This is a genomic window from Bacillus sp. SIMBA_031, from assembly GCF_046535225.1.
Classification (GTDB): Bacteria; Bacillota; Bacilli; order Bacillales; family Bacillaceae; genus Bacillus; species Bacillus velezensis.
The window spans coordinates 88,971-104,034 of the sequence record NZ_JAWRXC010000005.1 but is presented as its reverse complement, the minus strand read 5'-3'; the positions used below and the strand labels follow the sequence as shown (position 1 = coordinate 104,034).

The 15,064-nt window shown below is 46.3% G+C and carries 15 protein-coding genes; 6 read left to right on the top strand and 9 right to left on the bottom strand.

Going from position 1 to position 15,064, the window contains the following annotated elements; translation table 11 throughout:
* Positions 1-6: 6 nt before the first annotated feature.
* Positions 7-567, bottom strand: a complete 561-nt coding sequence (locus SB724_RS14530) for a shikimate kinase (protein WP_032872779.1) — start codon at positions 565-567, stop codon at positions 7-9.
* 126 nt (positions 568-693) lie between these two features.
* Positions 694-2,004: an MFS transporter gene (locus SB724_RS14525; RefSeq protein WP_007609271.1), complete on the bottom strand. Its 1,311-nt coding sequence runs from the start codon at positions 2,002-2,004 to the stop codon at positions 694-696.
* Positions 2,005-2,222: 218 nt separating this feature from the next.
* On the opposite strand from SB724_RS14525, the gene SB724_RS14520 reads away from it, so the two are divergent.
* From SB724_RS14520 to SB724_RS14510, 3 genes are all read left to right on the top strand, one after another.
* Complete coding sequence (locus SB724_RS14520; RefSeq protein ID WP_410571681.1) at positions 2,223-3,011, top strand: sugar phosphate isomerase/epimerase family protein; 789 nt, start codon at positions 2,223-2,225, stop codon at positions 3,009-3,011.
* 54 nt (positions 3,012-3,065) lie between these two features.
* Positions 3,066-3,659, top strand: coding sequence for a tunicamycin resistance ATP-binding TmrB (gene tmrB, locus SB724_RS14515; protein ID WP_410571756.1), 594 nt, complete (start codon positions 3,066-3,068; stop codon positions 3,657-3,659).
* A gap of 179 nt (positions 3,660-3,838) precedes the next feature.
* On the top strand, positions 3,839-4,117 hold the full coding sequence (locus tag SB724_RS14510) for an antimicrobial peptide LCI (protein ID WP_044802733.1): 279 nt from the start codon (positions 3,839-3,841) through the stop codon (positions 4,115-4,117).
* 49 nt (positions 4,118-4,166) lie between these two features.
* Here SB724_RS14510 and nadE read toward each other — a convergent pair whose 3' ends face one another.
* On the bottom strand, positions 4,167-4,985 hold the full coding sequence (gene nadE / locus SB724_RS14505) for an ammonia-dependent NAD(+) synthetase (protein WP_094032907.1): 819 nt from the start codon (positions 4,983-4,985) through the stop codon (positions 4,167-4,169).
* Between the two features lie 134 nt (positions 4,986-5,119).
* Positions 5,120-5,716 (bottom strand): DUF1989 domain-containing protein, encoded by a 597-nt coding sequence (locus tag SB724_RS14500; protein WP_011996295.1) that lies wholly within the window; start codon positions 5,714-5,716, stop codon positions 5,120-5,122.
* 124 nt (positions 5,717-5,840) lie between these two features.
* Here SB724_RS14500 and SB724_RS14495 point away from each other — a divergent pair, with 124 nt between their 5' ends.
* Positions 5,841-7,169: an amino acid permease gene (locus tag SB724_RS14495; protein ID WP_007609261.1), complete on the top strand. Its 1,329-nt coding sequence runs from the start codon at positions 5,841-5,843 to the stop codon at positions 7,167-7,169.
* Between the two features lies 1 nt (position 7,170).
* Here the strand turns inward: SB724_RS14495 and SB724_RS14490 are convergent, their stop codons facing one another.
* Positions 7,171-7,932: a YqcI/YcgG family protein gene (locus SB724_RS14490; RefSeq protein ID WP_410571679.1), complete on the bottom strand. Its 762-nt coding sequence runs from the start codon at positions 7,930-7,932 to the stop codon at positions 7,171-7,173.
* 64 nt (positions 7,933-7,996) lie between these two features.
* Entirely contained in the window at positions 7,997-8,626 is a 630-nt protein-coding gene (locus SB724_RS14485; RefSeq protein WP_003156625.1) for a LysE family translocator, read from the bottom strand.
* Positions 8,627-8,808: 182 nt separating this feature from the next.
* On the opposite strand from SB724_RS14485, the gene SB724_RS14480 reads away from it, so the two are divergent.
* Complete coding sequence (locus tag SB724_RS14480) at positions 8,809-9,594, top strand: MerR family transcriptional regulator (RefSeq protein ID WP_410571677.1); 786 nt, start codon at positions 8,809-8,811, stop codon at positions 9,592-9,594.
* Between the two features lie 57 nt (positions 9,595-9,651).
* Here SB724_RS14480 and SB724_RS14475 read toward each other — a convergent pair whose 3' ends face one another.
* The gene (locus SB724_RS14475; RefSeq protein WP_032872770.1) at positions 9,652-10,113 is read right to left on the bottom strand and encodes a MarR family transcriptional regulator; all 462 of its coding nucleotides are present in this window, start codon (positions 10,111-10,113) and stop codon (positions 9,652-9,654) included.
* A 113-nt stretch (positions 10,114-10,226) separates the two neighbouring features.
* Here SB724_RS14475 and SB724_RS14470 point away from each other — a divergent pair, with 113 nt between their 5' ends.
* Positions 10,227-11,759, top strand: a complete 1,533-nt coding sequence (locus SB724_RS14470) for an MDR family MFS transporter (RefSeq protein WP_044802729.1) — start codon at positions 10,227-10,229, stop codon at positions 11,757-11,759.
* Positions 11,760-11,800: 41 nt separating this feature from the next.
* Here the strand turns inward: SB724_RS14470 and SB724_RS14465 are convergent, their stop codons facing one another.
* Positions 11,801-12,754: an L-lactate dehydrogenase gene (locus tag SB724_RS14465; RefSeq protein WP_007609256.1), complete on the bottom strand. Its 954-nt coding sequence runs from the start codon at positions 12,752-12,754 to the stop codon at positions 11,801-11,803.
* A gap of 270 nt (positions 12,755-13,024) precedes the next feature.
* Positions 13,025-15,004: an alpha-amylase gene (gene amyE, locus SB724_RS14460; protein WP_410571674.1), complete on the bottom strand. Its 1,980-nt coding sequence runs from the start codon at positions 15,002-15,004 to the stop codon at positions 13,025-13,027.
* Positions 15,005-15,064 lie beyond the last annotated feature (60 nt).

Genomic DNA, 15,064 nt, shown 5'->3' with positions numbered 1-15,064 from the left:
CTCTTTTTACATCGGCTGATACAGGTCCCAGCCGATTTTTAACGTTTCTACGATATAATCGGCTATTTCTTCTGGTTCCAGATTATCCGTCGCCACTTTTGAATTATGTTTATCATAGATGCTTTGGCGCTCGTTAAAGAGCTGCTGCATTTCATCCATGGAACGGTTATGCAGAACGGGACGGCTTTCAATCAGCAGATCAGCCCGCTGCTTCCAATTCTCCCATGATAGATCAAGATGGAGCACGAGACAGTTTTCAAGGCAGCACTGTCTGATTTCCTCTTGTTTAAACGAACCGCCCCCAAGTGACACGATCTTGAATTTTGTATTGCGGCAGATATCTAATATATAGTCCTTTTCAGTCTGACGGAAAAAGGCTTCACCTTTTTTCTCAAACATTTCCGGGATGGACATCTTGAAATCTTTCTCAATCTGCAGGTCAATATCAATGAAGTCTCTGTATAATTTCTTAGCGACCAGCTGGCCGATTGTTGTCTTTCCGACACCCATGAATCCGATCAGTACGATATTTCTTTCTCTTACGGGAATGGCACGTTTTGCGTTCATCTTCGGCGAAATCCTCCTAAGAAATGAAAAAGTTATGTTTATTATATGATAACTCAATATTGAAATATAGAGATAATGCAATGAAAGAAAACCCATCCTTTATTAAGAAGAGATGAGTTTTTCTTTCTATCGGAGCGTAATGCGTTCCACCTTTCCGACAATGAAAATATAAGAAAATGCCCCGATAAATGCGACAGCGCCGACAAACAGAATCGCTCCGTTATATGAACCGGTCGCAGAAACGATAAACCCGATGATAAGCGGGGTGATAATACCGGCCATATTGGCGAAAAAGTTAAACACGCCTCCAGCCAATCCGATTGTCTCGCTTGGCGCCACCTCACTCAGCATCGTCCAGGATATATTGGACATGCCCTGCGCAAAAGAAGCAATGGATAAGATCGTCAAAACCGCAGGAGCAGAATCCGTAACATTCGCGAGCACGATGGAGCCTGTCAGCAGAAGACCGAGGATGACGGGCGTTTTCCGGGCAACGTTCACCGACACGCCCCGTTTCATCATTCCGTCAGACCAATATCCGCCGAACAATACGCCGAAAAAGGCGGCGATATACGGAATTGATGCGGCGAAGCCGACTTTTAAGAAAGCCATGTGCTTTGCCTCCGCCAGATAAGTCGGAAACCATGTCAAAAAGAAGAACAGCGTGGAGGCTACGGCGAATTGGCCGATATACAAGCCGACAAGCTTGCGGTATTTAAGAAGCTGGACGAAATCCGGCCACGTGATCCTGCCGGCTGATTCTGACACCTCTGTCAGTCCGCCGCCTTCTCTAATATAATCAAGCTCCTCCCGGTTCACTTTCCGGCACCGATTCGGCTCGTGATACATTTTGAACCAGAAAATGGAGAAAACAAGCCCGAGCACCCCTGAGGAAATAAAGACGGCGCGCCAGTCAAATGCCGTTAACACCCAGAATAAAACCGGTGTGGCGAACGCCAGCCCCACATATTCCCCCGCCGTATAAGCACCCGTCGCAAAGGCGCGTTCCCGCCTTGGAAACCATGTCGTGACAATCCGGTTGTTTGCCGGAAACGCAGGCGATTCAGCCAGCCCGATAATCAGGCGGCAGCCGAATAAAAATCCGAAACTGGCCGCAAAAGCCTGCACTCCGGTGAAAACAGACCAGATCAATAAAGAAACGCCGTACGTTCGTTTTGACCCGAATTTGTCCAAAATGAGCCCGCCGGGAATCTGCATTCCCGTATAGGTCCAGCTGAATGCGGAAAAGACGACGCCCAAAAGCGCGGGGCTTATGTTCAGCGATGTCTGAATGGACGGGGCGGCGATGGATACACTGGCACGGTCTATATAATTAATCGCAGTGATAAAAAACAAAAGAATCAGTATCACATAACGAGCGCGAGTCGGTTTATTGCGGACGGGACTGAAGTCCGTCAGCTCCGTTTCATTTTTCAATGGCTTCTCCCCCTTACTCGAATGAAATTAATTGTACAACACTTCGGTCAATTATTTAATACTTTGACGCAAAAAAGCGCTAAACAATTTGTGTGTCGCACTGACCTGATGCAGACACACCCCGCTTATAAAAAAGTGTCTGCCCTTTTCATCTGTTTATCCGTATCGCACCCGGGGAAAAAGTACACATATGATAGACAGTTACGGGAGGATTACCGATGAAACTGAGTTTTTGCACGACAGGATTTAAAAAAAAGCATATTTTCGACGTCATTTCTTTCGCGAAGGAGCACTCCTTTGAGGGAATCGAACTGTGGTACGGACACGCTAAACAATATATAGAGGAAATCGGCCCGCTCGACAGGCTTGATCAGCAGCTTCAGGAGGAAGGAATCGGGGTGCCTGCCGTCAGTTTGTACACTGACTTCGCCACTCAGGATGAAAGGCAGGCGTTAAAGGATGTTCAAAGGGCATTAAGCGCGGCACGACAGCTGCGCAGTCCCTTGATCAGAGTCTTTGCCGGCAATCTTCCTTCGCATCGGACATCACCGGAAAAGTGGCAGCGTGCGGTTGATCAATTTCAGCAGGCGGCACGGCTCGCAGATGACTATGAAGTCGATATCGGGCTTGAGATTCATTACGATACGTACGCGGATACACCGGAGGCGGCGCTGGCATTTTTGGAGGATGTCGGACATCCGCGGGTCCGCACCATTTTTGACGGCTCCAACCTACACGTCAATCACGTTGACCAAATGTCCGCTTTAGAAAAACTGTATCATACCGTCAGCCACATTCATCTGAAAAACTATCACTGGAATTTTGACAACTGGTATCTCAGCAAGCCAACTCCGATTTTTCAAGGAGATCTCGATCAAAAAGCATTTTTAAAAGAGCTGATGAACAGACAATATGACGGTTATGTTTCTCTTGAGTATTTTGGAGAACATGCCTTTACGCATATAAAGGAATCGCTCCGCGAATATACGTCCGTTTTTTCCCGCTGACTCTTCGATCGAAGGGTCTTTTTTTGTATCATAAACAAAAAGGGGGATATCATGATGATCATTTGGATAAATGGGGCTTTCGGTTCCGGAAAAACACAAACAGCGTTTGAACTGCACAGAAGGCTGAAATCGTCTTACGTATATGATCCTGAAAAGATGGGGTTTGCGATGCGTTCGATGATACCGCCGGATATCGCTGAAGATGACTTTCAAAGCTACCCTCTGTGGCGGGAATTCAATTACAGCATGCTTTCCTATTTGTCAGATACATATCAGGGCATCATCATTGTGCCCATGACCATTACGAACGATCAATACTTCCATGACATTATCAGCAGGCTGAGACAGGATGGCCGGACCATTCACCACTTTACCCTGCTGGCTTCAAAGGAAACATTGCTGAAACGCCTGCGCACCAGAGCGGAAGGAAAAAACTCCTGGGCCGCAAAACAAATCGACCGCTGCATCAACAGCCTGTCTGATAGCCTCTTCACAGAACATCTCCATACAGACCAAATGTCTATTCAGCAGGTCGCAGAAACGATCGCTGCCCAAGCAAATCTGCCTTTTGAGCCTGATTCGAGAGGCAGCCTTCGAAGATTCACCGACAGATTGATGGTGAAGCTGAATCATATCCGTATCAAATAAAAAAACGTTTTGAAAACATGTCCCTGATCCATGCAAATGGATCAATAAATAAAAAGCCCCTCTGAAGGGATGTTTTTTCAAATTAAGAAAAAAATTTTAGAAACATAGAAGGGATTTTATGGATAATAATCTAATTATTAACACTGTAATACATTTCATTTGAAAAGGGAGTGCTCGAAATGAAATTCAAAAAAGTGTTAACCGGTTCTGCGCTGTCTCTTGCCTTACTGATGTCTGCCGCTCCTGCCTTTGCCGCATCACCAACAGCATCCGTGGAAAATAGCCCAATCTCAACGAAAGCAGATGCCGGCATTAATGCCATCAAGCTCGTTCAAAGCCCTAACGGCAACTTCGCTGCTTCTTTCGTTTTAGATGGAACAACGTGGATTTTCAAAAGCAAATACTATGACAGCAGCAAAGGCTATTGGGTAGGGATTTATGAAAGTGTAGATAAATAAAAATGAGATAAACAAAAACCTCCCTTTCAAAAGGGAGGTTTTTTTCATTCTATTTCCACCAATCATCAAACATTGATGCCGGCACCTGGCGCTTGTGCTCCGTACTGAGGTAGCGTTTTTCCAGCGCCTCAATCACTTTGGAAGAAACGTCCTTGCCTTCTAAATAATCATCAATGTCATTGTATGTGATGCCGAGTTCGGTCTCATCAGTCTGCTGCGGTTTTTCATCAAGCAGATCGGCCGTCGGTAATTTCAAATACAGGCGCTCCGGCGCACCGAGCTCTTCTAATAAACGTCTGCCCTGGCGTTTCGTTAATCCGGTCAGCGGCAGCAGATCAGCTCCGCCGTCACCGTATTTCGTGAAGAAACCGGTCACTGCCTCGGCCGCATGGTCGGTTCCGATGACAAGCAGCCCCTCTTGTCCGCCGATGGCATATTGAGCGATCATTCTCATTCTGGCCTTTACATTTCCTTTGTTAAAGTCAGACAGCTGATCGCCCGTGTCTTTTTTGTACTGATCAGCGAACGCGCTGACAGCGGACTTAATATCAAATGTCCATGATTTATCAGGTTTAATGAATTTGAGCGCCAATTGGGCGTCATCCTCATCCTGCTGTGTGCCGTGCGGAAGCCGGACGGCGATAAATTCCGCATTTCCGCCTTCTTCTCTGATGCTCTCCGCCGCCAATTGGGCGAGGCGTCCCGCAAGCGTGGAATCCTGCCCCCCGCTGATGCCGAGCACAAAGCCTTTGGCACCTGTTTTTTTCAAATATTGTTTCAGAAAGTTCACTCTGTCCTCAATTTCTTGTTTCGGATCAATTGAGGGCTTTACATGGAGATCATTCATAATTTGTTTCTGGATGCTCATCCCAATCACTCCTCCTGCATTGTTTCTTTATGATCCATTTCCCGTTCATGGTGAAAATGAATCATACCACTATGTACGACTCTCTGTTAAATATAGCACAGGTGCAGATTTTAAGTGAATCAAATACACCGGGATCAGCTGATTTCCACCCGCAGCGCCGTGATGCTGTCGCCGTTGCATTTTCCTTTTTCGATCGGACAGGATGAAAACGCCACGACGAGATCCATTTCCGCACGGAGCCGTACATAATCACCCGCGTCAGAAAGAGGCGTTTCGACTGATAAGTTCCCTTTCTCATCGAGCACCGTGTTCATAAAAATGGCGAATGGGTAATGCATATGCGGCCGCGGCACCCCGAATGGTTCAAGCGCTCCGCTCATATTGTCATAGCACGTATCCTGGAGCTCGTCTTTATGCTTTCCGTATAAAAGCCTGTTCATATCCGGACGGCAGGCGGGAAGCAGCAGGTCATGCTTGCCGACTGTATCCTCAATCAGCGTCAGCATCGGCTTGTATAAATTCGAATAAATATGATCACCCGTTTTTACATGAATGGACTGGTTGGCATCGATCGTCGCGCCCTGATCAAGATGTTCATAAAAGTCCTTGGCATGATACGCCGTAAAATCAGCCACCTGCTGTCCTTCCACATCGACAACTTTTATAATCTGCCCTTTGTGAACCTTCAGACCAAGCCCTTTTTTCGGCGGTACGATAAATTGCTGTGTCATCAGACTGCTCCTTTTTTTCTTCTATTATGAACTCCGGCCGTTTGTTTCATGTAAAGCAATTTATTGGATGTATATTCCCCTTCTGACGGCCGCAATCTAAGCTTTGATAAAGGGGTTGAACTTCATGGGTAAATCACAGGACCAGCCTAAAGGGAATCTCGCTTGGTGGCAGCTCTCCTTAATCGGCGTCGGCTGCACAATCGGGACGGGATTTTTTCTCGGGTCCAGCATCGCTATTGTCAAAAGCGGATATTCCGCGCTGATCTCATTTCTTATTGCCGGGCTTGGCACCTATTTTGTCTTTGAGCAGCTCGCGAAGCTTTCGGCTAAACAGCCCGAAAAGGGGTCTTTTTGCGCTTATGCGAGAAAGGCTTTCGGCACTTGGGCCGGTTTCAGCAACGGATGGGTGTACTGGTCGTCCGAGATGCTGATCACGGGAAGCCAGCTGACAGCGATCTCGCTGTTTACGAAGCATTGGTTTCCGAATGTTCCGCTGTGGATTTTCGCCTCCATCTATGCGGTGCTCGGTCTTTTGATTATATTTACGGGGCTGTCCGTTTTTCAAAAAACGGAAAATGTGCTCGCTGTTGTCAAGACGGCGGCGATTTTTATGTTTATCGTGATCGCCATATTGGCGCTGTGCGGTATATTTTCTCATAAACCGGATGTGCAGGTGCCGAACGAATCAAAGGATTTGTTCCCGCACGGCGCGATGGGGTTATGGACGGGACTGATTTATGCGTTTTACGCCTTCGGAGGAATTGAAGTCTTGGGGCTGATGACCGTACACTTGAAAAAACCGGAGGAAGCCTCAAAATCAGGCCGGCTGATGCTTGCCGTACTTGCGGTGATTTACGTCATTTCTCTCGGCCTGGCGCTGCTGTTAGTGCCGCTGGGCAAATTCACCGAGCAGGACAGCCCGTTTATTACATCGCTGAAGGGTTTTCATTTAGATATCATTCTTGATATTTTTAACGGGATTTTTATTATTGCGGGATTTTCCACGCTCGTCGCCTCGCTGTTTGCCGTGACGACATTGCTTTGTACAATGGCCGATGACGGGGATGCGCCGAAATGCTTCAGATTAAAGGAAAACAAAAAAATCTGCTGGCCTGCGCTCGGATTGACGTTTGCCGGACTCATCGTCTCCATCATCCTGTCATTGGTGCTGCCGAAAAATATATATGAACACATGACAACCGCGGCGGGTCTGATGCTTCTTTATACGTGGCTGTTCATTTTGTTCTCGGGCAAGAAACTGCTCGAAACGACAAAGATGGGAACCGCACAGATTTTTATCGCCCTTGTGCTGATTGTCGCGGCCGTCTCCGGGACGCTGTTTGAGAAATCGAGCCGGCCCGGTTTTCTGGTCAGCCTTTGTTTTCTCGCCGTCATTGCGATCGTGACATGGATCGTACAAAAAAAGCAGGGACACAGCCCTGCCGGATCATAGCTTATTTCGTCGGTTTAAACAGTCTTTTCAAATAAGAAAAGGGACACTTTGACACTTGCGTCTCATCATCACGGAGGAAATATTGCTTCCATTCTAAATTGTCTTTTCCTCCGTACCACCCCAATCGGGGATGAAGAGGGGCTTCATCATACGCCTCTAAGCGTTTTCTGATCAGCCGGCTCATGTTTCGTCCGAACGCGGTTGAATCATTTAATCCTTCGAAAACCCATCTCGGCTGAAACGCCAGCATAAAAAACGGGAAGCTTCTGCTTTGTCTCGCTTCATGCGCAGGCGTCGCGCACAGAATAAAATACGGCTCGCCGTCAAAGCAGAACTCCCATTTATAATGTTCAGGGTCTTCCGGCATGTCTTCCGGCCAGTCATTCGGGTCGCAGCCGCTCAGCCGGTTTAAAAAAGACCAGAACAGCTCTTCATACGCCTCAATGGAATAATGCTCAGCTAAATCCTCAGGCGTATCAAAAATCACAAGCAGCGACGCGTATCTTCCGGTATCCCTTGAGATCTTTCCGTACTCGGACAGCAGCATCCCCACTTCCTCCGGGGTTCCGTCTTCGCGGGGATCACCCGCAAAGGATATCCGGAGCTGATCTGTCAAAAATCCCTGACGTCCGGGAATGCACGGAAACGTATCCGCTTTATCGCCTATTTTTTCTGATAGAAGCTCAAAAGCGATTCTCTGCCAATTTGGCAGATCCAATAACTTTTCCTCAAGGCAACTTTTTGTGTACAGCCCGCTCGCCATCGGCCCACCTCCAGTATCGTCATGATACGTTATGACGGAGATAGGCGATGGGTGACTCTTCTATTTATGAGATGAGCATTTGAATCCCCTGCCATCCGAAATAAAACCCGAAAACGATTAAAGACACACCCGCCGCTCCCGTGAGCCAGCGAAGCGCTGTTTCATGAAGGAGATTTCTGAAAGTGCTCGCAGCGACCGCCATGCAGAAATCCCAGATCAAAATGCCGAGAAGAATGCCGGAGCTGTAAATCAAAAGCTGATTTGCATCGAAGGATTCAGCGGTTTTGGCGAGAATGCTCCCGTATATGCCGAGCCAGAATAAAATGCTCAGCGGATTGGAAAGAGAAATAAAAAATCCCGCGCCGAATGTTTTGTAAAAAGCCGGTTTTCCTTTTCCGCTTCTGACATTCATGGCTTCCCTTATATTTTTTAACGTTTCGACCCCCGTATAGGTCAGCACGAAAAAACCGAAGAGCCACAAAAACGTTTTTACAAAAGGAGCGGTCAAAAATTGAGACAGCCCGAAATAGATCAGAATCATATACAGCCCGTCCGCGGCCATGGCGCCAAGACCGAAAATCCATGCATGCCAAAAGCCGTTTTTGATGCCTTTGTCAATTTGCGCCGCATTGACCGGGCCGACAGGTGCTGACAATGACAGCCCGAGAACGATGTAGCTTAAAAAGATGTTCATTGGCTTCCCCCTCATAAATGTCACTTGTACAAGTTATTCAGGGATTAAGGCTACTATGCCGCCTAATGCCGTTAAACTTTAACCGATCTTCAGAGTAACTTCATACAAAGTATTGTCAAACTTAGTCGAATACCATAAAATGAAAATGCCTAAATAAAACCATAAAAGGGATGAACTGATATATGATAAATGAATTTTCCCATACAAAAAATGGCGAAACTATAATCTATTGCCTAAATAAAAGATCAGGTATAATCAAAGAAATTTCTATAGACACAAATGATTTCCCTAGGGTATCTAGTCTCTCTGGAACTTGGAGCCTGATACACGATAAAAGGAGAGGTTTTTATAGAGTAGTTATGTACTTAGACGGTAAACCAATATGCTTAAAAAGATTTCTAAAAAACCTTCATAATTCAACAGATGGTACTTCTCAGCAAGTAACCTTCATTTCAGATGATGTATACGATTATAGACAATGCAACCTTTATGTCTGTACTCTGAAAGAACTAAATACACTAGAAACACAACAAAAACTCAAAAAGTTAGCGAAAGAAATTCCTTCTATAAACCGGGAACCCTATTCTTTAAATGCCGATAATTCTGAAGACCTTTTCACGACTCAAGAAATTAGCAAAAAACTCAATGTGCAGCCATGGAATATTAGGAAGTGGGCAAAAGTATACAATATTATCCCTCATAAAAACAAAGCTGGACATTTATTATTTTCGAGAGAGCAGCTTACAAAGTTTTCCGAACTAAAAAGCTCTAGCAAACGATTAAAGATAAATGATGTTCATCAAAATAACCACATTCACCAAAATATTAAAAATGATTGCACTGTTCTTCATGATCTACAACTCGATATTGTATCTTTAAAAGATAAAGAGACTGGTTTTAATTATAAATTTAATAGTCTAGAGGAATATAATGCCCTTAGAAGCTTTTTTAAAAAAATATTACTCTAATCGAAAGATACACTAGGATACACTGTATAACGATGTTGTCTCCTAATGTATCTTTTCTTATTTTAATTTCTCAAGCTCGTCTTCCATCATGTCCGTCGCTTTTCCTAAAAAATCGAATATCAGCTGCAGTTCTTCTTCTTTATATTGCCGGCAAAGGCTGATCGTGGACTGGGATAAGGAGCTGAACAATTGCTTCACATTCGCTTTTCCGGCTGTCAGCGGCACGATGATCACCCGCCGTTTGTCTTCCGGGTCTTTTTTCCTCATGACATATCCCGCTTTTTCGAGCCGGTCAATGAGCGCCGTTACCGAACCTGTGCTGAGGCCGGTTTTTTTCCCAAGCTCGCCTGCGGTCATCGGGCCTGCTTCATTTAAGATATCAGCTGATTTCAAATCGGTCGGAAACAGACCGAGAGATTGAGCGGCCGCCTGATGAAACAGGATCGTCCTTGTGGCCATCTTCCGGAATAACTGTATCGCGGTTTCCTCCGTCTCGCTTCTGGTATTTCTTGTTGACAACTGACAGGCCTCCCTATAAAATCAATTTATCTTGACGATCAAGATAATTTTCGGCAAATCTAATATGATCATAGCAAATTTAATGATCAAAAGTAAGTATGGGAGGAAAAAGCATGGAACAAACAGCCGCGAAGGACGCCTCGACGAAGTTTGTCGTCATCGGTCTTTTGCTGGGCATTTTAATGTCAGCTATGGATAATACAATCGTTGCCACTGCGATGGGAAATATCGTGGCGGACCTCGGAAGTTTCGATAAGTTCGCGTGGGTGACGGCATCATACATGGTAGCCGTTATGGCCGGTATGCCGATTTACGGAAAACTGTCCGATATGTACGGACGCAAACGTTTCTTTTTATTCGGTCTTATTCTTTTCTTAATCGGATCTGCATTATGCGGAATCGCCCAAACAATGGATCAGCTCATTATTTACCGCGTCATTCAGGGAATCGGCGGAGGCGCGCTGATGCCGATCGCCTTCACGATCATTTTTGATTTATTTCCGCCGGAAAAACGCGGAAAAATGTCGGGCATGTTCGGTGCCGTTTTCGGCCTGTCCAGCGTTCTCGGGCCGCTTTTAGGCGCGCTCATTACCGACTCCATCAGCTGGCACTGGGTGTTTTACATCAACGTGCCGATCGGTATTTTATCATTGTTTTTCATTCTTCGTTATTATAAAGAATCCCTTGAACACAGGAAGCAGAAAATCGACTGGGCTGGCGCAATTACGCTGGTGGTTTCCATTGTCGGTCTGATGTTCGCTCTTGAGCTCGGCGGAAAAACGTATGATTGGAACTCCGTGCAGATCATCGGTCTGTTCGCTGTGTTCGCCGTGTTCTTTATCGCCTTTTTTATTGTGGAAAGAAAAGCGGAAGAACCGATTATCTCATTTTGGATGTTTAAAAACCGTTTATTTGCCACGGCACAGATTCTGGCGTTCCTTTACGGAGCCACGTTCGTCATCCTAGCGGTGTTTATCCCGATCTTCGTTCAGGCTGTGTACGGAAGCACTGCGACAAGCGCGGGCTTTATTTTGACGCCGATGATGATCGGTTCTGTTATCGGAAGTATGATCGGCGGAATTTTCCAGACGAAAGTGCGGTTCCGCAATTTAATGCTGATTTCCGTGGTCGCTTTCTTTATCGGAATGCTGCTGCTTTCCAATATGACACCGGATACGGCGCGTACGATGCTGACGGTATTCATGCTGATCTCAGGATTCGGCGTCGGCTTCAACTTCTCACTGCTGCCGGCCGCGTCCATGAACGATCTGGAGCCGCGTTATCGTGGAAGCGCCAACTCAACAAACTCGTTTTTGAGATCATTCGGTATGACGCTCGGTGTGACGATTTTCGGCACCATCCAGACGAATGTGTTTACCAATAAGCTCACAGATTCATTCAGCGGCATGAAAGGAGCGGGCGGCGCGATGCAGAACATCGGAAATCCGCAGGACATTTTCCAGGCCGGCACGCGCGCTCATATTCCGCCGCACATTCTGGATCGCATTATTGACGCCATGTCGCAAAGCATCACATATGTATTTACGCTTGCGCTGGCGCCGATCGTCATTGCGGCCGTTACCATTTTGTTTATGGGAAAAGCGAGAGTAAAAACCTCTCAGGAAATGGCGAAAAAAGCGAATTAAAAAAAGCAGTACATGGCGTTTGTCATGTACTGCTTTTTTATTTACCCAGCGAAATGCGGAGCGAGAATATCTTTCAGCACGTTTGCGCTGCGGCTGAATTGAGCCTGTTCTGTTTCATTCAGCTCAAGTTCCGTCACACCTGCGATGCCGTTCCGATTGACGACGGCCGGAACGCCGATAAAGACGTCGTTTACACCGTATTGGCCGTCCAGATATGTGCTGACGGTTAAAATGCTGTTTTCATTACGCAAAATCGCTTTTGTGATGCGGGCGAGGCTCATCGCCACTCCGTAATATGTCGCGCCTTTTTTCTCGATAATATGGTAGGCCGCGTTTTTCACATCGTCAACGATCTGATCCAGCTCGTCCTGTTTGTAAGCTGCATTTTTCTCCAGCAATTGCTGCACCGGCACTCCGCCGATATTGGCGTGACTCCATACAGGAAGCTCGGTATCGCCGTGCTCGCCGATAATGTGGGCGTGTACGTTTTGCGGAGCGGCTCCGAAGTATTCGCTCAGCATATAACGGAATCGCGCAGAATCCAGTGTCGTGCCGCTGCCGATGACGCGTTCTTTCGGCAGGCCGCTGAATGTCCAAGTCGCATAAGTGAGAATGTCGACCGGGTTTGTAGCAACGAGGAAGATGCCGTCAAATCCGCTTGCCATTACTTCACCGACAATGCTTTTAAAAATGGCGAGATTTTTTTCGACCAGCTCAAGTCTCGTTTCGCCCGGTTTTTGATTGGCCCCTGCACAGATGCACACGATATCGGCATCCTTGCAATCCTCATATGTGCCGTAAGACGTTTTGACCGGATGAGGCGCAAATGCCTTTCCGTGATTTAAATCCATGACATCTCCCATGGCTTTTTCTCTATTTACATCAATGATCACAAGCTCATCTGTGATCCCTTGGTTAATTAACGCAAATGCATAACTGCTTCCAACAAAACCTGCTCCGATTAATGCTACCTTGTTCACTCGTTCGTTCATCATGTATGCTCATCCTCCAGTGTTTCGTGGTGTCTGTTTTTATCTTGTGAAGTATTTCACATTTATATTGTGCAATACTTCACAAACTTTTGCAAGAGAAAAGTTTGATTTTTGGACAAAAAAATATCGGTGATGGTTTCCAGATTGTTGACAACATCCTAAAACGGAACCGTTTTAGGATGTTGTCATCTTTTCAGCGTGATTGAAGACGCGCTGTCCCTTTCCCAGAAGCGGGGGTTTGCCGGCACGCTGATGTGATGATGGCCCTATCCATTAATGCGGAAGATAACCATTCAAACCGGAGTTGTTATACAAACCATTCTGCACATAATCAAAGCCGGGCTGGTTCTGGCCGGGCACTTGGGCGCTGCCATTGTTAAAAATCACTTTGGCGTTGGCCGTATCCGCATTCTCAGGCAGCGTCAGCGTGTACATTCCATCTGCATTCTTGGTCATGGCTTTCCCCGGCCACGATCCGGTTAATTCTATGGCCCTGCCTCCATCATGTTTATAGATATAAGCATTTACCTGGCCCCAATGATCCGGATTTTGATAGCCAATGATGTTGGTTTGGGACGGGTCTTTTTTGACAAACGTGTATTCTTGGGTTCTCGCTGCACCCTCGCCGTTCGTTCCGGTTAATTTGATGTTGTATGTCGTGCCGATTGGATCTTCTTTCCCGATCGTTAATCGGTCTCCATCCTTAAATGCTGTCTGCTGCCCATTATTGATTTGGTAAACGGCTTTTGTTGTTTTCGCATTTGTACGCAGGGTGACCGTCAGCTGATCATTGAAAGAATGGACTGCCCCCGTTTGGTAATTCTCAAGGAAGACATGAGGCGCATTTCCAATGTCGTCAGGATAAAGAACAGCCGCGGATCTGGCATTGATCGTACCTGTCAGTTTGCCGTTTGCTACTTGAAATGAACCGGCGCCGGCCCTATTATCATACCTGCCGTCAGGTAATTTCGTTGAAGTATTGATGGTGACAGAAGACGATCCTGCATTTGCCAGCACAACGCCTTTTGAGCCGCGCTGATTCATAAATATTTGATTGTTCCCATTCGGATTCGAGAGTTCCTCGGGCTGCCCGGCCATTTCATTGTGAAATTGATTGACCGCAGTGATCGCCTGATCTTTAAATAAGGCGCTCCCGCGATCTCCTATTTGACTTTTTCCGGGAAATCTTACACCATTTCCTCCGCCCTCAGGTCTGGAAAAGAAAAGAGGCGTGCTTCCTGAGCGGGAACCAATCACTGCCCAGCCTAAACGAATATCGTCATCACTCATCCATGTGGACTCTTCATCATCATTGGCATACGTATCATGTGATTCCACCCATGTGACTAACTTGTCCGCAGACACGTCAGATGCATAACGGGAGATATTCGACACACTCAGATTACGGTTCTTTAAAGCGGATCTGATGGAATGCCCATAGTTAGAAGCCGTCACATTCATATAATTCGCATAAGCAGTATCTCTGGACGCGCTGTCTTGCAGGATTTCTCCGTATTGGAACTCCGCTGATGTATTTGTGATATTCGGCCAAAATTGGCTGCCGTAATTCCCATCATCCGGAAGCTCTATATGCTTGGCGGCATCATAGCGGAACCCGTCCGCTCCGTCATTCAATGCTCTTTCCAAGAAACGTTTCAGATAGGTTTGCACCTCAGTGTTCTGTGTATTCCAATCATACAGTCCAAGCAAGGAATTTTGAGTGACGTCCCATCGATCCGACCAATTTTTAATTTGTGTGTTTCCGTGGGTCCAGTTTGGAATACGCTTAATCTCGTCAGAAATCGCGGCATAATCGCTGGTGGTATGATTGATAACCGCATCAACAATGACTTTTACGCCATATTTTTCCGCGGCTGCACACATGTCCTTAAATTCTTGTTCAGTGCCTAAGTAACGGTTGCCGATTTGGTACGATGTCGGCTGATACAGCCAGTACCAGTTCCTCATGCTTTTATCTCCTTGGTTCCCTTCCTTTACTTGGTTAATCGGAGACGTCTGAATGGCTGCATAGCCCGCATCACGAATCTCTTTCATATTTTGTGTTAACGTATTGAACGACCAATTCCAAGCATGAAGGATGGTCCCGTTTTTGACCGATGACGCGGCCATCTCATTCGATTTGTTTGCAGTTTCAGCGTTTGCAGCCGCCGGGCCTGACAAAACCAAATGAAACAGCAATAAAAATCCGGCGAATAACGGCAGTAAAGAGGTTTTGAATCGTTTTTCAAACATTTTTGACACTCCTTATTTCATTTTTGAAGACTGACTGCGGAGTCAAAAATTCCTCTTACT